General features: G+C 72.4%; 24 protein-coding genes. 8 read left to right on the forward strand and 16 right to left on the reverse strand.

Going from position 1 to position 22565, the window contains the following annotated elements; translation table 11 throughout:
- Window positions 1-301 precede the first annotated feature (301 nt).
- Window positions 302-760 (reverse strand): Lrp/AsnC family transcriptional regulator, encoded by a 459-nt coding sequence (locus tag TPA0908_RS29930; RefSeq protein ID WP_281943661.1) that lies wholly within the window; start codon window positions 758-760, stop codon window positions 302-304.
- A gap of 268 nt (window positions 761-1028) precedes the next feature.
- Between TPA0908_RS29930 and TPA0908_RS29935 the strand changes: the two genes are divergently transcribed.
- A complete protein-coding gene (locus tag TPA0908_RS29935) occupies window positions 1029-1295 on the forward strand; it encodes a BldC family transcriptional regulator (RefSeq protein WP_013473529.1) in 267 nt (88 codons plus the stop codon).
- An 86-nt stretch (window positions 1296-1381) separates the two neighbouring features.
- On the opposite strand, the gene TPA0908_RS29940 is transcribed toward TPA0908_RS29935, so the two are convergent.
- Window positions 1382-2041: a UbiX family flavin prenyltransferase gene (locus tag TPA0908_RS29940; protein WP_281943662.1), complete on the reverse strand. Its 660-nt coding sequence runs from the start codon at window positions 2039-2041 to the stop codon at window positions 1382-1384.
- 84 nt (window positions 2042-2125) lie between these two features.
- Between TPA0908_RS29940 and TPA0908_RS29945 the strand changes: the two genes are divergently transcribed.
- Window positions 2126-3106, forward strand: a complete 981-nt coding sequence (locus TPA0908_RS29945; RefSeq protein WP_458575201.1) for a terpene synthase family protein — start codon at window positions 2126-2128, stop codon at window positions 3104-3106.
- Between the two features lie 31 nt (window positions 3107-3137).
- On the opposite strand, the gene mqnP is transcribed toward TPA0908_RS29945, so the two are convergent.
- Window positions 3138-4040 (reverse strand): menaquinone biosynthesis prenyltransferase MqnP, encoded by a 903-nt coding sequence (gene mqnP / locus TPA0908_RS29950; protein ID WP_281943663.1) that lies wholly within the window; start codon window positions 4038-4040, stop codon window positions 3138-3140.
- Window positions 4040-5497, reverse strand: a complete 1458-nt coding sequence (locus tag TPA0908_RS29955; RefSeq protein ID WP_281943664.1) for a menaquinone biosynthesis decarboxylase — start codon at window positions 5495-5497, stop codon at window positions 4040-4042. Before TPA0908_RS29955 ends, mqnP begins: the two co-directional genes overlap by 1 nt.
- A gap of 109 nt (window positions 5498-5606) precedes the next feature.
- On the opposite strand from TPA0908_RS29955, the gene TPA0908_RS29960 reads away from it, so the two are divergent.
- Window positions 5607-6479, forward strand: coding sequence for an alpha/beta fold hydrolase (locus TPA0908_RS29960; RefSeq protein ID WP_281943666.1), 873 nt, complete (start codon window positions 5607-5609; stop codon window positions 6477-6479).
- Window positions 6480-6491: 12 nt separating this feature from the next.
- On the opposite strand, the gene TPA0908_RS29965 is transcribed toward TPA0908_RS29960, so the two are convergent.
- Window positions 6492-6683, reverse strand: coding sequence for a DUF397 domain-containing protein (locus tag TPA0908_RS29965; RefSeq protein ID WP_281943667.1), 192 nt, complete (start codon window positions 6681-6683; stop codon window positions 6492-6494).
- On the reverse strand, window positions 6671-7462 hold the full coding sequence (locus tag TPA0908_RS29970) for a helix-turn-helix domain-containing protein (RefSeq protein WP_281943669.1): 792 nt from the start codon (window positions 7460-7462) through the stop codon (window positions 6671-6673). The genes TPA0908_RS29965 and TPA0908_RS29970 overlap by 13 nt, the downstream gene beginning before the upstream one ends.
- Before the next feature lie 238 nt (window positions 7463-7700).
- Here TPA0908_RS29970 and TPA0908_RS29975 point away from each other — a divergent pair, with 238 nt between their 5' ends.
- Window positions 7701-7976 carry a hypothetical protein gene (locus TPA0908_RS29975; RefSeq protein ID WP_281943671.1) on the forward strand — a complete coding sequence of 92 codons (276 nt, stop codon included), beginning with the start codon at window positions 7701-7703 and terminating at the stop codon, window positions 7974-7976.
- 54 nt (window positions 7977-8030) lie between these two features.
- Here the strand turns inward: TPA0908_RS29975 and TPA0908_RS29980 are convergent, their stop codons facing one another.
- Window positions 8031-8585 carry a carboxymuconolactone decarboxylase family protein gene (locus tag TPA0908_RS29980; RefSeq protein ID WP_281943672.1) on the reverse strand — a complete coding sequence of 185 codons (555 nt, stop codon included), beginning with the start codon at window positions 8583-8585 and terminating at the stop codon, window positions 8031-8033.
- Between the two features lie 63 nt (window positions 8586-8648).
- Between TPA0908_RS29980 and TPA0908_RS29985 the strand changes: the two genes are divergently transcribed.
- Window positions 8649-9119 carry a MarR family winged helix-turn-helix transcriptional regulator gene (locus TPA0908_RS29985; RefSeq protein ID WP_281943673.1) on the forward strand — a complete coding sequence of 157 codons (471 nt, stop codon included), beginning with the start codon at window positions 8649-8651 and terminating at the stop codon, window positions 9117-9119.
- 52 nt (window positions 9120-9171) lie between these two features.
- Here the strand turns inward: TPA0908_RS29985 and TPA0908_RS29990 are convergent, their stop codons facing one another.
- A complete protein-coding gene (locus tag TPA0908_RS29990; protein WP_281943675.1) occupies window positions 9172-10383 on the reverse strand; it encodes a pectate lyase in 1212 nt (403 codons plus the stop codon).
- Window positions 10384-10638: 255 nt separating this feature from the next.
- On the opposite strand from TPA0908_RS29990, the gene TPA0908_RS29995 reads away from it, so the two are divergent.
- A complete protein-coding gene (locus TPA0908_RS29995; RefSeq protein WP_281943676.1) occupies window positions 10639-12000 on the forward strand; it encodes a CBM96 family carbohydrate-binding protein in 1362 nt (453 codons plus the stop codon).
- 75 nt (window positions 12001-12075) lie between these two features.
- On the forward strand, window positions 12076-13422 hold the full coding sequence (locus tag TPA0908_RS30000) for a hypothetical protein (protein ID WP_281943678.1): 1347 nt from the start codon (window positions 12076-12078) through the stop codon (window positions 13420-13422).
- 73 nt (window positions 13423-13495) lie between these two features.
- Here the strand turns inward: TPA0908_RS30000 and ccsB are convergent, their stop codons facing one another.
- From ccsB to hemL, 6 genes are all read right to left on the reverse strand, one after another.
- Entirely contained in the window at window positions 13496-14473 is a 978-nt protein-coding gene (gene ccsB, locus TPA0908_RS30005; protein WP_281943680.1) for a c-type cytochrome biogenesis protein CcsB, read from the reverse strand.
- On the reverse strand, window positions 14473-16092 hold the full coding sequence (gene resB / locus TPA0908_RS30010) for a cytochrome c biogenesis protein ResB (protein ID WP_281943682.1): 1620 nt from the start codon (window positions 16090-16092) through the stop codon (window positions 14473-14475). Before resB ends, ccsB begins: the two co-directional genes overlap by 1 nt.
- Entirely contained in the window at window positions 16092-16946 is an 855-nt protein-coding gene (locus TPA0908_RS30015) for a cytochrome c biogenesis CcdA family protein (RefSeq protein WP_281943683.1), read from the reverse strand. Before TPA0908_RS30015 ends, resB begins: the two co-directional genes overlap by 1 nt.
- Window positions 16946-17521, reverse strand: coding sequence for a TlpA family protein disulfide reductase (locus tag TPA0908_RS30020; RefSeq protein ID WP_281943684.1), 576 nt, complete (start codon window positions 17519-17521; stop codon window positions 16946-16948). The genes TPA0908_RS30015 and TPA0908_RS30020 overlap by 1 nt, the downstream gene beginning before the upstream one ends.
- Window positions 17521-18168, reverse strand: a complete 648-nt coding sequence (locus TPA0908_RS30025; RefSeq protein WP_281943686.1) for a histidine phosphatase family protein — start codon at window positions 18166-18168, stop codon at window positions 17521-17523. The genes TPA0908_RS30020 and TPA0908_RS30025 overlap by 1 nt, the downstream gene beginning before the upstream one ends.
- Window positions 18169-18231: 63 nt before the next feature.
- Window positions 18232-19569, reverse strand: coding sequence for a glutamate-1-semialdehyde 2,1-aminomutase (gene hemL, locus TPA0908_RS30030; RefSeq protein ID WP_281943689.1), 1338 nt, complete (start codon window positions 19567-19569; stop codon window positions 18232-18234).
- Window positions 19570-19719: 150 nt separating this feature from the next.
- Here hemL and TPA0908_RS30035 point away from each other — a divergent pair, with 150 nt between their 5' ends.
- Entirely contained in the window at window positions 19720-20037 is a 318-nt protein-coding gene (locus tag TPA0908_RS30035; RefSeq protein WP_281943690.1) for an STAS domain-containing protein, read from the forward strand.
- 6 nt (window positions 20038-20043) lie between these two features.
- Here TPA0908_RS30035 and TPA0908_RS30040 read toward each other — a convergent pair whose 3' ends face one another.
- Window positions 20044-21636 (reverse strand): ABC transporter permease, encoded by a 1593-nt coding sequence (locus TPA0908_RS30040; RefSeq protein ID WP_281943692.1) that lies wholly within the window; start codon window positions 21634-21636, stop codon window positions 20044-20046.
- A complete protein-coding gene (locus tag TPA0908_RS30045; protein ID WP_281943694.1) occupies window positions 21633-22535 on the reverse strand; it encodes an ABC transporter ATP-binding protein in 903 nt (300 codons plus the stop codon). Before TPA0908_RS30045 ends, TPA0908_RS30040 begins: the two co-directional genes overlap by 4 nt.
- Between the last annotated feature and the right edge of the window lie 30 nt (window positions 22536-22565).

The following is a 22565-nucleotide window of genomic DNA, read 5'->3' on the forward strand; positions in this document are numbered from 1 at the left end:
GACCAGACCTGTGCCGGCGCGGGGATGCCCCGGTTCTTCAGGGACGACGTCGGGGCCGCAGAGCCGCGCCGCAGCTGGAGGCCGACGGGCGGCAGAGGTGTCCCCGCGATCCGCCTGCCAACTTGATGGCACAGATGACTCAGGCCCGTACCTCCAAGATCCCGGTCGACGTCGGGCCGGTGGTCGGCAACCTGGTGGGCAGCCCTGGGGACGGGCGGCGGCGCACCTGAGTCGTTCGTGCCATCAAGTTGGTAGCGGTGTGACGGCACCAACGTCGCCGGGCGAGGCCGGCGGACGTCCGTCAGGAGGTGGGTGGTTCGAGCGGCTGGGGACGGTTCTCCCACTTGGTCGACAGCGCGATCCCGGTGCGGGTGGAGGCGACCCCGGGCGTCCGGTTCAGCCGGACGATCAGCTGTTCCAGCTCGGCGATGGTGCCGACCCGCGCCTTGAGCAGGAAGGATTCGACGCCGGCCATGAAGTAGCAGGACTCGATCTCGGGGATCTGGCGGAACGCCTCCAGCACGTCGTCGGTGTCCGCGTCGGAGTTCTCCACGATGCCGATCAGCGCGGTGACCCCGAGCCCGATCGCCTCCGGCTCGACCTCGGCGCGGTACGCCCGGATCACCCCTCCGGACTCCAGTTTGCCGACCCGCTCGTGCACGGCCGGGGCGGAGAGGCCGACCTGCCGGGCCAGCTCGGCGTACGACAGGCGGGCGTTGCCCCGTAGCAGCTCCACGAGGGCCAGGTCGATCGTGTCCACGGAGAGTGACCCTATCCTCTGGGCCGTGACCGGAGGCGGACGGCACCCGTTGAACATGACGGTACGTTGCCATTCACAAACGTCCCGTCACGGAGGTTCTACGCCGGTACCATTTCCTAACTTCGCAGTGTGTGCGTATTTCGCGTTTGGCGGACACGCCCGGTCCCTGGTGCTGTAATTGCCATACGTCCCTCATGACGGCTCTGGGCTCGCACCGGCCGGGGGCAGTGTGTTCAGCCGGGGGCTTCGTCGACGCGAGGAGGGGGCTGTGGACACTGGAGATCGCCTGCTGACACCGGGTGAGGTCGCTGCGCTGTTTCGGGTGGACCCGAAAACCGTGACCCGATGGGCAGCGGCCGGCCGGATCGGCAGCATCCGGACTCCAGGCGGGCATCGCCGGTTTCGGGAATCCGAGGTGCGAGCCCTGCTTGAGGGGGAGGGCATGCTGGACGAGGCGGAGGACATGGGCAAGGCCCGCAACATGGGCCCGACCGCTTCGACCGGCCCCGGCCCGGCAAACGCCGGCATGTACTGAGCGAGCGGGCGCGGTCCGGCCGGTGAGGCGGGCCGCGCCCAGGCCGGTGGTGTGCGCCGGTGCCGGCCGCTCCGATGGTGAGCCGGTCAGGCCCGGTCCACGTCACAGCCCTTCACGTCCCGACGGTCCGCGGCGAGCGTGCCCGACCAGCGCCGAAACAGCGTGTGTTCGACGCCGAGCGCGTCGAGCACCTTTCCGGCCACGAAGTCGACCAACTGCTGCGCGGAGGCCGACGCCCCGGCGCCGTAGAAGCCCGGACTGGCCGGCAGCACCACCGCGCCGGCGTCGTGCAGCGCGATGAGGTGTTCCAGATGGCTGCGGGTCACCGGGGTCTCCCGGGGCACCACCACGACCGGGCGGCGCTCCTTGAGGTTCACCTCGGCGGCCCGTTGGAGCAGGTCCTTGGAGAGACCGATCGCGATGCCGGCGCAGGCCGCGGTGCTGGCCGGTACGACCGCCATGCCGCGTACCCGGTAGGAGCCGCTGCTCGGGCCGGCGGCCAGGTCACCGGCGGGCCAGTACCGGAGGTCCGCGCCGGTGAGGTCGCGGTCGAGCCACGCGGCCAGGTCCGCGGCCCAGTGCGCGTCCCGGAAGGGCCGGCCGGTCTCGTCGAGCACGGTCAGCCGGGCGGCCCGGGACACGACCAGGTCGACCGCCGCGCCGGCGTCCAGCAGTCCCCGGACGACCGCCGCCGCGTACGGGGTCCCGGAGGCACCGGAGACGCCCACCACCCATGGTTCGCGCATGCCGTAAGCCTGCCAGGCCAAATGTCCGGTGGGTCGACGGGGCTTCCCGCCGCATGGGATTCTCTGACCCGGCGATCCACCTCCATGGAAGGGCCGGTGATGACGGCGGCGGTGCTGCGGGCGCTGCGTTCGGACTGCCCCGTCGCGCCCCGGTTCTCCCCCTACGCCGACGAGGTGCAGGGCTGGCTCGTCGACCACCTCGACCAGCTCGGCCTGCCGCTGGATCCGGGCACCCGCCGACGGCTGGCCCGCGCCGGCTTCGCCCGGTACGCCGGCCGGCTCTATCCGGACGCCACCGAGCCCGACCTGCGGGTGCTGGCCGCGCTGTTCACCTGGTTCTTCCTGGTCGACGACGCCTGTGACGGGCCGGACGGGCTGGCCCCGGCGCAGATCCGCGCGCTGCGCGACGGCGCGCTCGCGCTGCTCCGCGAGGGCCCGCGGGCCCGCCACCCGGGGTTCACCGGTCCGCTGCGCCGGCTGCTCGTGCAGGCGTGGCGGGAGCCACGGCACCGGATGCCGGCGCGCTGGCGGCTGCGCTTCGCCGACGCGGTGGCCGACCACCTCGACGGCGTGTCGCGGGAGACGGCTGCCACGTCGGCCGGCCGGACGCCCGGTGTCGCGGAGTACGTCCGGTTGCGGCGGGCCACCTCGGCGGCGTACGTGTCGTACCCGCTGATCGAGTTCGCCGCCGGTCGCCCGCTGCCCGACGCGGTCTACCACCATCCCGCGCTGCGCCGTCACGCGGACCTCGCCAACGACCTGCTCTCCTGGTTCAACGACATCGCCTCGCTGGAGCGGGACCGGGTCACCGGCGGGGGGCACAATCTGGTGCTCGCGGTGGCCGCCGAGCGGGGCGTGCCGTTGCCGGCCGCGGTCGACCTGGTGGCCGCGCACTGGCGCGCCGAGATGAGCCGCTTCATGGCGCTGCGCGCGGCGGTGCCGTCGTTCGGCCCGGCGTTGGACGAGGCCGTCACCATCCATCTCGACGGGGTGGCCGCCGCCGTGCGCGGCACTGTCGACTGGACGATGGAGAGCGCCCGCTACCCGGTCGCCGCGACGCCCTGACCGGCTGACCGGGGACCGGTGACCCGGGAGGTCAGGGGCGCAGGCCGAGCCGGACCACCAGGTCGAGCAGCGCGAGCACGAACAACGCGATGCCGACGAACCCGTTGGCGGTGAAGAACGCCCGGTTGACCCTGCTCAGGTCGGTGGGGCTGACCACCAGGTGCTGGTAGCCGAAGGCGACCGCGGTCAGCGCCAGCCCGATCCACCACAGCCAGCCGAAGCCGACGAGCGCGCCGAACCAGATGAACAGCGCGAACGTCACCACGTGCGCGACCGTGGAGGCGTGCAGCGCGAAGCGCCGGCCGTACCGGGCGGGGACGCTGTGCACCCCGATCTCCCGGTCGATCTCCGAGTCCTGGCAGGCGTAGATCAGGTCGAAGCCGCCGATCCAGAGCCCGACCGCGGCGCCGAGCAGCCAGGCCGGGCCGGACCCGTCGAGCGTGCCGGTGACCGCCAGCCACGCGCCGACCGGGCCGACCGCCTGGGCGACCGCGAGGATGGCGTGCGGCCAGTTGGTGAAGCGCTTGCCGTACGGGTAGACCACCAGCGGCACCACGGCCAGCGGCGCGAGCATCAGGCAGAGCGGATTGAGCAGCGCGGCGGCGGCCAGGAAGACCACGAGCGCGACGGCCGCGCCGGTCCAGGCCGTCCGCACGCTCACCGCCCCGGTGACCAGTTCCCGGTTCGCGGTACGCGGGTTCCGCGCGTCGATCCGCCGGTCCAGGATCCGGTTGGCGGCCATCGCGAACGTCCGCGCGCCGACCATCGCCACGGTGATCAGCAGCAGGTCGAGCCAGCGCACCCGCCCGCCGTCGACCCGCATCGCGGTCAGCGCCGACAGGTACGCGAACGGCAACGCGAACACCGAGTGCTCGATCGCGACGAGCTTCAGGAAGGACGTGACCCGGCCGGGCCGTTCCGCCACCGCGGTCATCAGATTCCGTACTCCTGCCAGCGCTTGTCGACCAGGGACGTCACCTCGGGGGACATCCGCATCTCCTCCGGCCAGCCTCGCGTGTACCCCTCGGTGGGCAGCTTGCGGGTGGCGTCCACGCCGGCCTTGCCGCCCCAGAACTGCTGGTACGAGGCGTGGTCCAGGTGGTCCACCGGGCCCTCGGTGAGGAGCAGGTCGCGGGCGTAGTCGACGTTGCCGAAGGCACGGAACGCGACCTCGTTGTAGTCGTGCACGTCGCAGTCCTCGTCGACGATCACGATCAGCTTGGTCAGCGACATCATGTGCGCGCCCCAGATCGCGTTCATCACCTTCTGCGCGTGCTTCGGGTAGCGCTTGCGGATCGACACGATCGCGCAGTTGTGGAACACGCCGGCGGCGGGCAGGTCGTAGTCGACGATGTCCGGGATCAGGAACCGCAGCAACGGCGCGAAGATCCGCTCGGTGGCCTTGCCGAGGCCGTGGTCCTCCTGCGGCGGCTGGGACGTGACGATCGAGTGATAGACCGGGTCGCGCTGCATGGTCATGGTCTCGATGTGCAGCACCGGGAACGGCTCCACCGGCGTGTAGAAGCCGGTGTGGTCGCCGAACGGCCCCTCGGGCAGCCGCTCGCCCGGTTCGAGGTACCCCTCCAGCACGACCTGCGCGTGCGCCGGCACCTGCAACGGGACGCTCAGGCAGTCGACCATCTCGACCCGCTCCCCGCGCAGGAAGCCGGCGAACAGGTACTCGTCGATGTCGGCGGGGAGCGGCGCGCTGGCCGCGTACGCGACCGCCGGGTCCGCGCCGATGGCGACCGCCACCGGCAGGCGCTGCCCGAGCCGCTCGGCGACCGCGTGGTGCGCGGTGGAGTTCTTGTGGATCTGCCAGTGCATGCCGAGCGTGTTCCGACCGTGCTGCTGGAGCCGGTACAACCCGAGGTTGCGCTTGCCGGTCTCCGGGTGCTTGGTGTGGGTCAGCCCGAAGTTGTGGAAGATGCCGCCGTCGCCCGGCCACACCTGCAACCCGGGCAGCCGGTTCAGGTCGACGTCGTCGCCCCGGTAGACCACCTGCTGGCAGGGGGCCGTCCGGACCTTCTTCGGCGGCATGGACTTGAGCTGCATGACCTTGCCGAGCCCACCCATCATGCCGGTGAAACCCTGCGGCAGTTCCGGCTTGAGCAGCTCGCCGATCCGCGCGCCGATCTCGTCCAGCGACTCGACGCCGAGCGCCATGGCCATCCGCTTCTCGGTGCCGAACAGGTTGACCGCCACCGGCATCTCGCCCCGGGTGGGCCGCTCGAACAGCAGCGCCGGCCCACCGGCGCGGACGGTCCGGGTGACCACCTCGCTGATCTCCAGCGTGGGGTCGACCGGGACGTCGACCCGCCGCAGCTCACCGGCGCGCTCCAGTGCCGCGAGGAAGTCCTTGAGATCGTCGTACGGAAAGCCACGCCCCATGCCTCCATCCTCCCCCACCCCCCTGAGGTGCAAGGAAGGGCCCCTTGTTAACGCATTCGGTAGAGGCGGGGCCCCCTTTTAACGCCCCGTCGGGCGGGTAGTCGGCGGCATGGGTGGCGAACGGGTGCCGGCGGGATTCAGCGAGCAGCGGGTTCAGGTCGGCGACGTGGAGATCAACTACGTCCGGGGCGGTCAGGGGCCGACGCTGGTACTGCTGCACGGCTACCCGCAGTGCTGGCGCATGTGGCGGCACGTGCTGCCGGAGCTGGCGCGCTCCTTCGAGGTGATCGCCCCCGACCTGCGCGGCTTCGGCGACAGCGACGCCCCGCCCGGCGGGTACGACAAGAAGACGGTCGCCGCCGACCTGCACGGGCTGCTCACCGCGCTCGACCTGGCCGGGGACATCCGGCTGGTCGGCCACGATCTCGGCACCATGGTCGCGTACGCCTATGCCGCCGCCCATCCCGACTCGGTCGCCCGGCTGGTGCTCAGCGAGGCGCCGATCCCGGACGAGAGCGTCTATGCCATGCCCGCGCTCACCGCGGCCGGCCCGGCGGTGTGGAACTTCGGCTTCTTCACCGTGCCCAACGGCCTGCCCGAGCAGCTCGTCGCCGGCCGGGAGGCGCTCTGGGTCGACCGGTTCACCGACTCCATCATGATCCGGAAGGGCAGTCTCGGCCCGGACGACATCGAGGAGTACGCCGGTCACCTCCGCGACGAGGCGCACCTTCGGGCCAGCTTCGCCTACTTCCGGGCGTTCGGACAGGACGTCGCGGACAACACGGCCTACCGGGGCACGAAGCTGCCGATGCCGGTGCTGGCCGTCGGCGCGCAGGCCAGCCTCGGCGCCCAGGTGGCCGAGCAGGTGCGCCGGTACGCCGACCGGGTCACCGGCGAGGTGGTCGAGGACTGCGGCCACTGGCTGTTCGAGGAGCAGCCGGCGAAGCTAACCGCCCTGCTGCTGCCGTTCCTCAAGGGTTGACGGGCGGGCGGGTCAGCCCCGGCGGGCCGACTCGACGAACGCGCGCCAGGCGGCCGGACGGAACGTCAGCACTGCCCCGGCGCGGTCCTTGCTGTCGCGGACGGCGACCACGCGCGGCAGGTTGTCGGCCACCTCGACGCAGTTGCCGCCGTTGGTGCTGCTCCGGGTGCTGGTGCGCCACCGGGCGCCGGTCAGGTCCGCCATGTCTCCGCCACCTCCGCTAGCAACTCCATCGACTGCCGGGGCGGCAACGCCTCCCCCTCGATCGACTCCCAGGACGACCGGACCGCCAGCACGTCGTCGGTGTGGTCGATCACCTGGCCCTTGAGCTGATCGTCGAGATAGACGACGTCCTCCCCGGTGGGGAGCGTAGCAAGCACGAAGGCCCCGGAGACACCGGAATATGCGCCGACCGAGGCGGGCACCACCTGGAGCCGGACCCGGGACCGCTCGGTGGCGAGCTTCATCAGCCGCAGCACCTGCTCGCGCATCACCAACGGGCCGCCGACCGGCCGGCGCAGCACGTGCTCGTCCAGCACCGCGACGAGCTGCGGCGGCTTCTCCCCGGTCAGCACCACCTGCCGGGCCAGCCGGGCCTCCACCCGCTGCTCCACCTCCGCCTCGTCGAACAGGCCGACGCTGCGGAACAACGCGCGGGCGTACGCCGAGGTCTGCAACAGCCCCGGCACCACCGTGCTCTCATACGACCGCAGCACGGTGGCCTGCCGCTCGTTGGCCTCCCAGGCCCGCATCCACTGCGGCGACCCGAACCGGGTCAGCATCCGGCCGAACGCGCCACCGGTGTCGAGCGCCACGTCGGCCCGCTCCCAGAAATCCGGCGGCGGCTTGCGCGCCCCGGTCTCGACCATCGCCACGGTCGACGGCGAATAGCTGATCGCCTTCGCCAGGTCCTCCTGGGTCATCTTCCGGGCCGCGCGCATGTGCCGCAGCTCCTCGATCAGCACCTGTAAGCGCTCGTCCATCCGCACGCCCTCCTCACGGCCGCGTTCCGGGTTTCTCACCGACCTCACCGACCACCCGGCCCGACACACTGGGTGACCATACGCCTTCCGCCAGTAGTCCCGCCGTCCCGAAACTGGGCGCAGCGGAATCGTTCGGATCCGACCCGAAAGGACGGACGAAACCGCGGAGGGGCCGTCCGGTTCGTCGGCGGCGGACGGCCCCTCCCTCCAGCCCGGCGATCGAGGAGAGGACCGTGCGATGACACGACGGCACGACCCGCACCGGCCACTGTGGCTCTGCCGGGCCTGCGGCGGCCCGTGGCCGTGCGGCACCGCCCGGCTCACCCTGCTGGCCGAGTACGGGGACAGCCGCGTCACTCTCTGCGTCTATCTCGCCGGGATGCTCTACACCGCCGTGGAGGATCTGAACCGGCTCGCCCCGCAGGACGCGCCGAAGCCCGCCGCGCTGCACGAGCGCTTCCTCGGCTGGGCCGCCCCGCGCCGCCCCCGACGCGAAGGAGGGGCCCCCTACTAACGCCTCCGGTAGAGGCGGGGCCCCCGCTTAACGCCCGCCGCCTCGACGCCCGCTTCAGGCGGCCGGCTCCCAGGCGTACCGGTGCAGGGGCGCGTCGAGCGGCGCGGCGGTGAGCCGGTTCGCGAACGTCGAGATGGTGTAGGTCCCGACGCCGAGCACGACGTCCAGCGCGTGCCGTGGCTGCCAGCCGGCGGCCAGGAACGCGTCCAGTTCGGCGTCGGGGACCGCGCCCCGGTGGTCGAGCACGGCGACGGTGAACCGGCGCAGCGCCTCCAGCCGGGGCTCGGGCAGCACGCCGCCGGCCCGCAGCGCGTCGATCAGCTCGGGCGCGGCGTCCTGCCCGGTGAGCGTGGCGGTGTGCATGGCCACGCAGAGGTGGCATTCGTTGCGGGTGGCGACCGTCAGCACGACCACCTCCCGGGCGACCGGGTCGAGGTCGGTGGCCTCGAAGGCGGCGTTGGCGGCGAGGAAGCCCTTGAGCAGCTCCGGTGAGCCGGCCATCAGGCCGACGGCGGCGGGCAGGTGGCCCAGCTTGCGGTGGACGCCGGCCATGACCGGGCGGGCGGCGGCCGGTGCGGTGTCGGGTTCGTACGCGGTGAAGCGGGACATCCGCGGTCCCCTCTCGTAAGATAGTCAACGTGGTTGACCAAACCGTAAACCAGGTTGTCGAACATGGCAACGCCTGACCGCCCCGGCTTCGCGCTGCCGCTGCTCCTGCTGGCCGGCTTCCGTACGCTCGTCGACGACCTGCACGCCGAGCTGGCGAGGCACGGGCACCCCGAGCTGCGACCGGCGCACGGCTTCGTCCTCCAGGCCGTCGGACCAGCCGGCACCACCGCCTCGGACCTCGGGCAACGCCTCGGCGTCTCCAAGCAGGCCGCCGGCAAGACGGTCGACCGGCTGGTCGCGCTCGGCTACCTGGAACGCGTGGACGACCCCGCCGACGCGCGCCGGAAGCTGGTCCGGATGACCGCCCGGGGCCACGACGGGCTACGTCGCTCGGCGGTCGTCTTCGACGCGCTGCGCGACCGCTGGACGGCCACGCTCGGTGCCGACCGGGTCGCGGCCATCGAGGGCGACCTGCGCCGGATGGTCCCCGCCGACGTGTTCCGCCTCGACGTGCCGGGCTGGTTCGGCGGGTGATGGACACGAATGGGGCACCCGACCGGCGTCGGGTGCCCCATTCTGAACACCACTACCGGAAGATGACGTCACTTCTGTTGACCTTGCAGTTGGCGTCGTTCCAGCCCTCGCCGAGGTAGCTGGGTTCGCTGCCCTTGGCCACGCCCTTGTACTTGCCGCAGATGACCGCCGAGCCGATCACGACCACGCGGGTGATCGTCGCGGTGTCGTTCCAGTTGCTGTTGATGCCGGCGAGCATGTCGATGTCGTCGACGAGGACGTTGTCGACACGCACGTGGCGGGTGTACGAGGTGGAGCAGTTGCCGCAGGCGCGGTACAGCTTGCCGGACCCCTTGAGGTAGAAGCCGGAGATGCTGACGGTGCCGTTGCCGTTGTGCTGGAAGGTCTTGTCGCTGCCGCTGCGCGCGCCGCCACCGATGACGTAGGACGTACCGCCGTTGGTCTGCTTGAAGGTGGCGGCGTCCTCACCGATGTCGTTCCACCACACGTTGCGCAACGTGCAGGTGCCCTCGCAGTGCACGCCGTCACCGGCGGGCGAACCGAGGATGACGTTCTGGAGCGTGCCCCCGTTGGCGATCTTGAACATCGGGTCCTGCGACTCGCCCTGCCCACCGTCACCCATGCAGCAGTAGGTCTTCATTCCGCCGTCGAAGGTGCCGGAGACGTTGACCGTGCTCGAGATGTTCACCGAGCCGGCCGACGACGGCCACGCACCCGTCGGCGTGCCCGGGTTGCCTGTCGGGCCGGACGTCGGACCGCTGGTGGGGCCACTGGTCGGGCTGGTGGTCGGGGTCGACCCGCCGCTGGAGTACGTCTCGAACTCGGCGATTCGCGGGGTGCCGGACGCGCTGGTGATGACGAAGGAGATCTTCTTCAGCGACGTCGAGGAGAAGTTGATGACGCTCGGGGCGCTGCCGCCGCTGGCCAGGACGGAGCCCGTGTCGTAGTTCTTGAGTTGCCAGCCGCTGATCGAGCCGCCGCCCGAGGCCTGCACGATGACGGCCGAGGACACCGTGGTGGCGCTGCCCCACTTCACCGAGACCGTGCCGGTCGAGCCGCTCGGCGACCAGTAGGTGCCGGCGTTGCCGTCGATGACGTTGCCGTAGCTGGTGCCACTGGCCTTGCTGGAGCCGTCGGCGCCGGCGCCGAGGCTCAGGTTCGTGGCGGCCGATGCGCTGGGGACCTGCAACGCCAGCGCGACGACGGCGCCCGCGACCGCAGCGGCACCGCCGGTCAGCCACCGAGTGGCGACTTTGTGTCTCATCCGGTTTCACCTTTCAAGCGTGTGTACCCTGTGTTAGAAAGCGCTTTCAGATAAACCATAGACAGCTATCGATGTCAAGGCAAGGGCCACCCTCCGTCATGCTGGACGTCCTCACCTCCGAACCGCCGCCGTCACGGCCCTCTCGTCGTCGGTGACAGCCACGTCACGCGCCCCCACGTCAACTGGGTCCCCGCAACGAGGCGGCCGATCTGCCCGGACGGGCACGGGCGAACGGCCGTGGAAATCGGAGATCCCATGAAAAGGCTCGCTCTCCAGGCCGGGCTGGCCGCGTTGGCCCTCACCGCCGCGCTGCTCGCCGGCGCGCCCCCGGCCTCGGCCGCCACCACCACCGTCCCGTTCGCCGCGAGCCAGGACAGCTACGTCAGCTCGTCCAGCCCGAACGCGAACTTCAACAACACCAACTCGCTCGTGGTCGGCGCCGCCCCGGTCCGCATCTCCTACCTCCAGTTCAACCTCACCCGGCTGACCGACCCGGTCTCCACCGCCCGACTGCGGCTGCACGTGCAGAACACCGCCAACGCCCCCAGCCCCAACGGCGGCACCGCGCAGGAGGTCGGCACGTCCTGGTCGGAGAGCACGCTGACCTACGCCAACCGGCCGGCGTCCGTCGGCGCCCCGCTCGGCTCGCTCGGCACGGTCCGGAGCAACACCTGGTACGAGCTGGACGTCACCAGCGCGGTCACCGGCAACGGCGTGGTCGCGTTCTCGCTCTCCTCCACCAACCCGGACGGCGCGTTCTACGACAGCCGGGAGTCCGGCACGTACGCGCCGATGCTGATCGTCACCACCGGGCCGCCGCAGACCGGGGACAACGTGCTGCTCAACGGCGGTGACATCTCCGCGTGCAGCACCACCGGCGCCAACCAGACCGCGCAGATCATCGCCCGCGAGCCCGGCACCGTGATGGCCGGCGGCGACCTGACCGACAGCGGTACGGCGGCACAGCTCGCCAACTGCTACGGCCCGACCTGGGGACAGTTCAAGAGCCGCACGAAGCCCATCCTCGGCAACCACGACTACCTCACCGCCGGCGCGGTCCCCACGTTCAACTACTTCGGCGCGGTCCTGCCGCCGGGCAAGGGCTACTACTCCTTCGACAAGGCCGGCTGGCACATCATCGTGCTGAACTCCAACTGCTCGCACGTCGACGGCTGCCAGGCCGGCTCGCCCCAGGAGAAATGGCTGCGCGCCGACCTGGCCGCGCATCCGAACCAATGCACGCTGGCCCAGTACCACCACCCGCTGTTCAGCTCCGGCGGCCGGACGACGGCGGCCGTCCGCCCACTCTTCCAGGCGCTCTACGACGCGGGCGCCGAGATCGTCATCAACGGCCACAACCACCAGTACGAGCGGTTCGCCCCGCAGAACCCCTCCGGCGTCGCCGACCCGACCCGGGGCATCCGGGAGTTCGTGGTCGGCACCGGGGGCCGGCCGCTGATGAAGACGTTCCCCGAGCCGGCGGCGAACAGCCAGGCCAGGAACGGGACCACGTTCGGGGTGCTCAAGCTGACGCTCTCGCCGAACGCCTACACGTGGCAGTTCCTGCCGGTGGCCGGCGCGACGTTCACCGACTCCGGCAGCGGCACCTGCCACTGACCCACCGTCACACCCTCCTCATAGGATCGCGGACGCCGGCCGCTCGGGCCGGCGTCCCCGTTCGCAAGGAGTTCGATGAGACGTCTGCGCGTTTCGGTCGGTGCGGTGGCGCTGGCCACGCTCGGGGTGGTCGTGGCACTGCCGGCCCCGGCCACCGCCGACCCCGGTCCCGGCTGGGTCGGCGGCTGGCTCGGCGACACCACCCTCGGCGGTCCGGCCGCACCCGCCCGCACCGCCGCCTTCTCGCTCAGCAGCGACGCCGACGCTCTGCATCCGCGCGTCCGCTTCGACGTGGGCGGCCTCGACGGCGTCGCCACCGCCACGTTTCCGGCCGGCTGCGACCTCGTGGGCGCGGTGGCGACCTGCCCGATGCCCGCTGACGCCACCACCGACGAGTTCGGCGGTGTCACCGGCACCGTTCCGATCGTGCTCCGCACGGTGGCCGGTGCGGTCGACGGCGCCGCCGGCACGATCGGCTGGGCGACGCTGGCCGACGGCGTCGACGGCGAGGCCCAGCAGGCGGCCGTCACGGTGCGCACCGGGCCCGACGCCGTCGACCTGGTCGACGCGTACGTGGCAGGCACCGGCACCGGCGACCGGCTGGCCGTGCCGGTGACCCTGGTCAGCGCCGGCGACCAACCGGTGACCGGCCTGCGGGCCACGTTCCGCTTCCCGGTCGGGCTGGAGCCGGCGGCGTTCCGCAACTGCCGGTACGGCACGGGTGGCCAGCTCAGCACCGTGGTGGTCTGCCACTTCGGCCGCGAGCTGACGCCGGGCGTGCGCTACCAGGTGCCCGGCGGCTTCCCGACCACCGTCGGCCCCGCCGCCATCGGTGACAAGCGGATCGTGCAGACCGTGGCGCCCGAGGCGACCGCCGGCCCGCTTCCCGAGGGCGTGGTGCTGCGGCGTCGCCCGGCGGACGCGGCGCTGCGGCTGCGCCCGGTCGGCGACCCGGTCGACGTGCTCGGCCCGGATCAGCAGTCCGCCTCCGGTCAGTATTATCTCCGCGCCGTCCGTGGCGCGTTCGACGTGGTCGCGCTCGGCGCGACCGCCGCCGGGGTGCCCGGCGACACGGTGCGGGTCCGGGTCGGCCTGCGCAACGACGGGCCGGGCGTGCCGGACGGCACCGTCTCCGGCGGCGACGCCGCCCGCTTCACGTTCGCCCCACCGGCCGGGACGGTGGTGACGAACGCACCGGAGCACTGTTCGGGCAACGGCGACGAGGAGGACCCGGGCGCGCCGATCACCTGGTACTGCACGGTGCCGGACGCCGTCTTCCCGGCCGGTGACACTTTCCTGGTCGACGTCGACCTGCGGATCGACGGCCCGCTGGGCGCGCCCGGCACGGTCGCCCTGCCCTACGGCTACCCCCGGCCCGACGACGACCCGACGAACGACACCGCCCCGGTCGTCATCGGCTGAGCGGGCGACGACGCGACCGCCGGGAGTCGGGCGACTCCCGGCGGTCGGCGCCGCGCCAGGCCGCGGCCCAGCGTCAGTTGACCCCGGCGTACGAGTGCAGGCCGGTGAAGAAGAAGTTGACCCCGAACAGGTTCATCAACATGGTCAGGAAGCCCACCACGGCGATCCAGGTGGCCACGTTGCGCTTCACGCTCGGCGTGGCCCGCGCGTGCAGGTAACCGGCGTACACCACCCACGAGATGAACGCCCAGGTCTCCTTCGGGTCCCAGCCCCAGGCGCGACCCCAGGCCGCCTCGGCCCAGATCGCGCCCGCGATGACTGCGAACGTGAAGATCGGGAACGCGAAGGCGTGCGTCGTGAAGGTCAGCCGCTCCAGCCCGGCCGCCGCCGGCAGCCGGCGGGCCAGGGTGTACGGGAAGCTGCGCCGCCCCTGCTCCCAACCGGCCCGCATCAGGTACGCGGCAGCCGGCACCACGCCCAGCAGGAAGATGCCCGAGGCGAAGATGATCGTCGACACGTGGATGATGAACCAGTACGACTGGAGCGCCGGCATCAGCGGCACGACCTGGACGTAGAGCTTCAGCTCGGCGAACGCCAGCAGCAGCACCAACACCAGCGTCAGGAACAGCCCGAGCCGGCGCAACGACGGCTGCTTCCAGAGCACCACGAGCCACGCGGCCACCCCGATCCAGGTGACCGTCAGCACGAACTCGTACATGTTGCCCCAGGGCATCCGCTCGGCGGCGATGCCCCGCGTGACCACCGCGCCCAGGTGCAGCGCGGCGGCGAGCGCGGTGAGCCAGGCGGCGATTCGCCCGGCGAGCGCGGCCCGCGCGGCCGAGCGGTCGGGACGCGGCGGCGCGACCGGCGCGACCGGCGCGTCGACGGTCCCCCCGGTGCTGCCGACGCCCGCGCCGACCAGCTCGCGGGCCGGGGCGGCCACGGCCACCTTCCGCGCGTTGCCCAGCGCGAACTCCACGGCGTGGCTGATCATCGCGATCAGGTACGTCAGGATCGCGAACGTGACCAGCTGATCCGAGAGTGCGGACATCACTCGTCTCCTTCTCGCGCCCGCCGCTGCTCCGGCCCGCCGCCGCTGACCGCGGCGACGAGTTGCGCGAACTCGTCGGCGAGCCCTGGGTGCTCGGTGCGCGGCAGCCCACCGGCCTCCACCAAACTACTACCGCCCGTCGGAGATCCACCGTCGGGGGGCGACACCCGGAACCAGACCCGCCGCCGCCGGGCGAACAGCGAACCCATCAGCCCGAGCAGCAGCGTGCCACTGGCCACCAGCAGCAGCGTCTGGCCGGGCGCGTGCCGGATCGCCAGTGTCACGTACGGCCGGGTGCCGACGAACTCCAGCGTGCTGCCGTCGTCCAGGGTCCACGTCTCGCCCGGCCGCAGCAGCTTCGTGCCGATCTGCTTCAGCTTGCCGTTGTCGACCTGCCGCTTGTCGAGTTGGTAGACCGAGCCGGGGATGCCGGCGTCCAGCCCGAGGTTGCCCCGGTAGGCGGTCAGGTTCACCGCCGGGTCACGTTCCTCGGGCCAAGCGGAGCGGTTGGGCGGGCCCTTGTCCGGCACCGTGGGCAGGTACAACCCGTCGAAAGCCAGCTGCTGGTCGGGGACGCGCTTGCCGGTCTTCGGGTCGACGTTCGCGTCCGGGAAGACGGCGACGCCCTCCTCGGTGACGTTCGCGTCGCCGCTGGTGAGGAACGGCGTGTTGCTGGTCTGGCTGCGGCCGTACTTGTCGGTGTACTTGAGGATCGGCACGAAGCCATGGCCGAGCAGGTAGACGTTGGCCGAGTCGAGCCGCAGCGGAGAGTTGACCGAGAAGCTGGCGGTCCGTGCCTCGCCGTCCTGCTCCTCCACGCTCACGGTTGCCTGATAGCTCGACGGCTGCCCGGACGGGAAGTAGCGCGCCTCGAACTTCTCCAGCGTGAGGCAGAACGGCGGCAGGTCGGCGCTGTCCACCCGCGGGCCGAGCGACGCCTCGGCGTACTGCTGACGGGTGTTGCAGAACGCGTTGTCCGCGCCGGCGACCAGGATGCGGTTGCCGTGCCAGCCGTACCAGGAACCGACCGCGACCCCGAGCAGGACGGCGATCAGCGACGTGTGGAACAGCAGGTTGCCGGTCTCCTTGAGGTAGCCCTTCTCGGCGGAGACCTCGTTGCCACGGACGGTGACCCGCCACCGGCGGCGGCGCAGCACCGCCGCGATCGCCGCCGCGTCGGAGGCGGCCGGGGCCTCCAGCACCGCGTGCTGTGGCAACCGCTCCAGCCGTTTCGGCGCAGCCGGCGGACGCATCCGCAACGCCCGGACGTGGTCACGGGTACGCGGCAGGATGCAGCCGATCAACGAGGTGAACAGCAGCACGTAGATCGCGGAGAACCAGACCGAGCCGAAGACGCCGAACATGCCGATCTGATCGAGCCGGGGTGCCAGGTCGGGGTGGTCGACGAACCACTGATCGACCTTCTCCGGGTTGACCCCGCGCTGCGGCAGCACCGAGCCGGGGATGGCGGCGACCGCGAGCAGGAACAGCAGGATCAGCGCGGTACGCATGCTGGTGAGCTGCCGCCACGAGTTGCGCAGCAGGGCCAGCACCGGGTTGACCCGCCGCCGGGGCGCCTGCGCCGGCGGGATGGCCGGTCGGTCGTCCACGGACGTCATCAGATGCTCACCTCACCCACGCCCACGTGCGTCTGCAACCAGATCACCACGTTCGTCCAGCCGCCGGTGACAAGCGCCAGACCGATCACGATCAGCAGGGCCCCGCCGACGCGGGTGACCCACCGGCTGTTGCGCCGGACGGCGCGGAACACCCCGAGCAGGCGTTGGAAGCCCAGCCCGAAGACGACGAACGGTACCCCCAGCCCGAGGCAGTACGCCACGGCGAGCACCACGGCCCGGTCGGCGCTTCCCTCGGTGGTCGCCAGGCCCAGCACCGCGCCGAGCGTCGGCCCGGTGCAGGGCAGCCAGCTCAACGCGAAGACCGCGCCGAGCACCGGCGCGCCGAGCAGGCCGGCGGCGGGCAGCGCGCGGATGCGGAACTCGCGCTGCATGCCGGGGATCACCCCGAGGTAGCCGAGCCCGAGCACCACCACCAGCGCGCCGATGACGATCTCCAGCGTGCGCTCGTACCGGAAGAAGAGCTTGCCGACGCCGGAGAAGAGGATGGCGGTGGAGACGAACACGGCGGTGAAGCCGGCGATGAACAGCAGCGTGCCGGCGAGCACCCGCCCCTTGACGGCTGCGGCGCTCCGCGCCGGCGCCCGCTCCACGACGCCGACGCCGCCACCGGCGCTGTTAAGAGGGGGCCCCTGCTCTACCGCAGGCGTTAACAGGGGGCCCTTCCTTACACCCTCCAGGTCGGCGCCGGCGAGGCCGGTCACATACGACAGGTAGCCGGGCATCAGGGGGAGCACACACGGGGACAGGAAGCTGACCAGGCCGGCCAGCGCCGCCGCGCCCACCGCGAGCAGCAACGGGCCGGACGCGGCGAGCTGGCGGAACGTCTCGCCCATCAGCGGGAGCCGTTCGGTGCCGGCCGCTCGGCGGCGACCTTCTCCACGATCGGCCGCAGCTCGTCCCGGGTCACCGCGCGGCGGATCACCACCGCGATGCGTCCGTCCCGGTCGAGCACCACCGTCGCCGGGGTGCTGTTCGGCGGGATGTCGAAGTTGAGCGCCTGTCGGCTGGACGGGTCGAAGATGCTCGGGTAGGTGACCCGGCCCTCCTCGAACGCGATCGCCTTGTCCTTGCTGTCCTGCACGTTGATGCCGAGGAACGTCACGCCGGCGCCCTTGGTGGCCTGGTAGGTGGCCTCCAGGTCGTCCGCCTCGGCCCGGCAGGGCGCGCACCAGGAGCCCCAGAAGTTGACCACCACGACCTGCCCACGGTCACGGGCGACGTCGTAGTTTCCGCCGGTGAGCAGCTCACCGCTCACCTTCGGGGTCTTGGACCGCTGGTCCGGGGCGCAGGTCACGGTGAGCCCGTCGGCCGCGCACCGGCTCTCCTGGCTGCCGGAGGAGCAGCCGACCAGCGCCGTACCGGCGGTGACGGCGGCGAGCAGGGCGGCGGCGAGCCTCCGGGTGAGCATCAGGCCCCCTTGGCCGTCCGGGCGGTCGGCGAGATCGCGATCAGGTGGGCCGCCGGCTCGGAGTAGCCGATGCCGGCGATCCGGGCGCCGTCGAAGTGGAACGAGGTGAGGCTGGCCAGGCCGCACTGCCGGCGGCGCGGGTCGTGCCAGAGCCGCTTGCGCTCGACGTACCGGCGCAGCGTCCAGATCGGGAGCTGGTGCGAGACGAGCACCGCCTCGCGACCCTCGGCGGCGACGCGGGCGGCGTGCAGCGCGGCGAACATCCGCTCGGCGATCACCTGGTACGCCTCGCCCCAGGACGGCGTGACCGGGTCGCGCAGCACCCACCAGTTGCGCGGGTCGCGGAACGAGCCGTCCCCCGGGGAGACCTTCTTGCCCTCGAACCAGTTCGCGCTCTCGATCAGCCGCTCGTCGACGCCGACGGAGAGGCCGAACTGCGCCGCGATCGGCTCGGCGGTCTGCTGGGCGCGCTCCAGCGGGCTGGCCACCACGTGCACCACGGTCCGCTCGGCGAGCGCCTGGGCCGCCGCCTTGGCCATCTGCACGCCCAGCTCGGAGAGGCGGAAACCGGGCAGCCGGCCGTAGAGGATGCCGTCCGGGTTGTACACCTCACCGTGCCGCAGCACGTGCACCACAGTCTCCGCCATGCTAGGCCCCCTTCGTTCGCGACTGCGGGGCTCGCAAACCCGGCTCACTCCTCGCGCTCACAGTTACCCCCCGTGTCCCGCCGCTGCTGCCGCCCGCGCCGCCACCGGCAGGGCGGCGGCGATCTGGTCCCACGCGGCGTCGTCGATCGCCGCCGAGACGAACCACGACTCGAACGCGCTCGGCGGAAGGTAGACGCCACCGGCGAGCATCGCGTGGAAGAACGCCTTGAACGCCGGCACCTGCTGGGTGCGGGCGCTGTCGTAGTCGCGCACGTCGGCGTCGGTGAAGAAGATCGAGAACATGTTTCCGGCGGTGGAGAGGCGGTGCGGCACGCCGGCCTCGGAGAGCGCCTCGGTGGCGAGCTTGCCCAGCGCGGCGGACGTCTCGTCGAGGCGCCGGTAGAGCGCGTCGTCGGCGAGCCGCAGCGTGGCCAGGCCGGCCGCGCAGGCCAGCGGGTTCCCCGACAGCGTGCCGGCCTGGTAGACCGGGCCGGCCGGGGCCAGCTTCGCCATGATCTCCGCGCGCCCGCCGAACGCCGCCGCGGGCAGGCCGCCACCCATGACCTTCCCGTACGTCCACAGGTCGGCGTCGGAGGCGTCGAGGCCGTGCCAGCCGGCGCGGGAGACCCGGAACCCGGTCATCACCTCGTCGACGATGAGCAGCGCGCCGTGCGCGTGGGCGATCCGGGCCAGCTCGGCGTTGAAGCCGTCGCGGGGCGCGATCACGCCCATGTTGCCGGCCGCCGCCTCGGTGATGATCGCCGCGAGGTGCGGCCCCTCGGCGGCGAAGGCGGCCTCGACCGCGCCCAGGTCGTTGTAGGGCAGCACGATGGTGTCGCCGGCCGCCGCGCCGGTCACGCCGGGCGAGTCGGGCAGCCCGAACGTGGCGACGCCGGAGCCGGCGGCGGCGAGCAGCGCGTCGGAGTGGCCGTGGTAGCAGCCGGCGAACTTGATGATCTTGGCGCGACCGGTGAAGCCGCGGGCCAGCCGGATCGCCGACATGGTCGCCTCGGTGCCGGAGTTGACCAGACGCACCTGCTCCACCGGCGTCCGCGCGACGATCTCCTCGGCGAGGTCCACCTCGCCCGGGGTCGGGGTGCCGAAGCTGGTGCCCAGCGTGGCGGCCTCGCGCAGCGCCTCCACCACGGCGGGGTGGGCATGGCCGAGGATCAGCGGGCCCCAGGAGCAGACCAGGTCGACGTAGCGCCGCCCGTCGGCGTCGAACAGCCAGGGCCCCTCCCCCCGGACCATGAAGCGTGGGGTGCCGCCAACCGCGCGGAACGCACGCACAGGGGAGTTGACCCCGCCGGGCACGAGGGCCTTGGCGCGGTCGAACAGGGCCTCGGAGGCCGGAGCGTCGGCCGGGTAACGGCCGGATCCGGCGGAAAAGGTCTCGGTCACGATGCCCCCCATTGTGTCAGCGCCCGCCCCCTCCCCGACCAGCACCCCGCCCCGGGCGTTACCCGCCTCACCCCCGCGCCCGGAGGTGGGGCGGGTGGGGCGGGAAGCGCTCGACGGGCCCGTTGGTGGGGATCGCGATAGGCTGACCGGGTGGATCGTGCCGAACTGTCCATCACCGTGCACCGGACGGGTGACGAAGCCGTGCTTCGCCTGGCCGGTGAGATCGACATGCTCACGGCCGCCCAGCTCTCCACGGTGGTCAACGAGGTGCTGGCGGATCCGCCGCCGCGCATCGTGCTCGACCTGGGCGGCGTCACCTTCTGCGACTCACAGGGCCTCGGCACGCTCGTGGTGCTCAGCCGCAAGGCCAGCCACGCCCAGTGCGTGCTGGTGCTGAGCAACGTCGGCGACTTCCTGCTCCGCGTCCTCGACATCACCGGCCTCCGCAGCGCCCTGATGATCCGCTGACCCGACTCAGGTGATGGGGAGGTCGCGGCGGCGGAAGGTTTGCAGGCCGGTCAGGGTGAGGGTTACGGCCAGGGTGGTGAGCAGGAGCAGCGGGGTGGGGGTCCAGGTGGCGCGCAGCACCTGGGGGGTGTGCGTGAACGGGGACAGGTCCAGCAGCCACTGGTTCAGGTTCAGCACCGCGCCGAGCTGACCGAGCAGCACGCAGAGCGCCAGCACCGCCCACGCGGCCGACGCGAACCGGGGCAGCAGCCCGTGCAGCAGCACGGCCAGCCCGGCCAGCACCCAGGCCGCCGGTGCCTGGGCCAGCCCCGCGCCGAGCATCCGGCCCACCTGCCGGGGCACGTCGCCCACATTGAAGCCGTACGTGAGGCCGGTGGCCAGGCCGGTCACCGCGAGCACCACCACCGGGCCGAGCAGCGCGAACGCCACGTGCGAGAGCAGCCACGTCGAGCGGCGCGTACCGGTGGCGAGCACCGGTTCGGCGCGCCCGGCGGACTCCTCCGCGCGCATCCGCAGCGCCGCCTGGATGCCGTACCCGGCGGCGGCCAGCCCGGCCAGGCTGAGCGTGGCGCCCAGGTAGGCGTCCGCCAGCCCGGACGCCCCGCCGATCCGGGCCATGATCTCCTCCAGCCGCGGGTTCCCCTCCACCGAGCGGCCGGCCGCCTCGGCGGCGCCGCCCAGGATCAGCCCGAGCAGGCCGAACCCGACCGACCACCAGAGGAGCTGCCCCCGGTGCAGCCGCCAGGCCAGGCCGAACGGACCGGACAGCGCCCGGTCGGCGGTGGCCGGCCCGAGGCGGGGCGGCAGCAGGCCCGCGCCGAGGTCGCGGCGGACCGAGACCGGGTACGCGAGCGCGGCCAGCAGCACCGTGGCGGCCAGCGGCAGCAGCAGCACCCACCACCGGTCCCCCTCGTACGCCCGCACCCGGGCCGCCCAGCCCAGCGGCGACAGCCAGCTCGGCCAGTCGTTACCGGCGGTGTCCCCGACCAGGCGCAGCCCGAACGCGGCGCCGAGGCCGGCGAGGCCGATGCCCCGCGCCCCGCCAGCGGTCTCGGTGAGCTGCGCGGCCAGCCCGCCGAGCGTGGCGAAGACCATCCCGGTCGACGCCGCGGCCAGGCCGTACGCCCAGGAGCCGGCCGCCGGCAGCCCGGTCGAGGCGAGCCCGGCGGCGGTGAGCAGCCCGAGCAGCAGGTCGGCGGCGTACGTGACGAGCAGCGCGGCGGTCAGCCCGGCGTACCGGCCGAGCACGCTGCCGCCGAGCAGCTCCCGCCGGCCGGCCTCCTCCTCGGTGCGGGTGTGCCGGATCACCGTGAGCAGGCTGGCCAGCGCCACGATCACCAGCAGGAACCCGCTGCGCTGGGCGGTCAGCGCGCCGACGCTGTCGCCGTAGACCGGGCCGAGCAGCGCGACGATGGACGGGTTGCGGGCGGTCCCCTCGGTGTACGCGGCCCGCTCGGCGGCGGTGGGGAACAGCTCGAAGAAGCTGGTCGCGTACGACATCGGCAGCACGGCGAGGACCAGCACCCAGAGCGGCAGCAGGACGCGGTCCCGGCGCAGGATCAGCCGGGCCAGGTGCCGGGTCCCGGTGAGCGCGCTCATGAGGCGACCTTCTCGGGCGCGGTCTCGTAGTGCCGCAGGAACAGCTCCTCAAGTGTCGGCGGGGTGCTGACCAGGCTGCGGACGCCCAGCTCGGTGAGGCGGCGCAGCGCGGCGTCCAGCGCGGCGGCGTCCACGTCGAAGCGCACCCGGTGCCCGTCCACCCGCAGGTCGTGCACGCCGGGCAGGTCGGCCAGCCCGTCGAGCGGGGCGGTGACCTCGGCGTCGATCGCGGTGCGGTGCAGGTGACGCAGGTCGCCGAGCGTGCCGGACTCCACCGCGCGGCCGGCCCGGATGATGGTGACCCGGTCGCAGAGCGCCTCCACCTCGGCCAGGATGTGGCTGGAGAGCAGCACGGTGCGGCCGTCGTGGCGGGCCCGGCGGACCCAGTGCTGGAACACCTCCTCCATCAGCGGGTCGAGCCCGGAGGTCGGCTCGTCGAGGATGAGCAGCTCGACGTCGGAGGCGAGCGCGGCCACCAGGCCGACCTTCTGCCGGTTGCCCTTGGAGTAGGTCCGGCCCTTCTTGCGCGGGTCCAGCTCGAACGACTCCAGCAGCTCGGCGCGGCGCCTCGGGTCGAGCCCGCCGCGCATCCGGCCGAGCAGGTCGATCACCTCACCGCCGCTGAGGTTGGGCCAGAGCGTGACGTCGCCGGGCACGTACGCGAGGCGGCGGTGCAGGGCCACCGCGTCCCGCCAGGGGTCGCCGTCGAGCAGTCGGACAGCCCCCGCGTCCGCCCGCAGCAGGCCGAGCAGCACCCGGATGGTGGTCGACTTGCCGGAGCCGTTGGGGCCCAGGAAGCCGTGCACCTCACCGGTGCGGACGCTCAGGTCGAGTCCGTCGAGCGCCCGGGTCCGGCCGAACGTCTTCACCAGGCCGGACACCTCAATGGTGTTTTCCATACTTCGGAAGCTACGCTCGTTTCAGAAACT

The sequence above is a fragment of the Micromonospora sp. AKA38 genome (genome assembly GCF_027925725.1).
In the GTDB taxonomy this organism is placed as follows: domain Bacteria; phylum Actinomycetota; class Actinomycetes; order Mycobacteriales; family Micromonosporaceae; genus Micromonospora.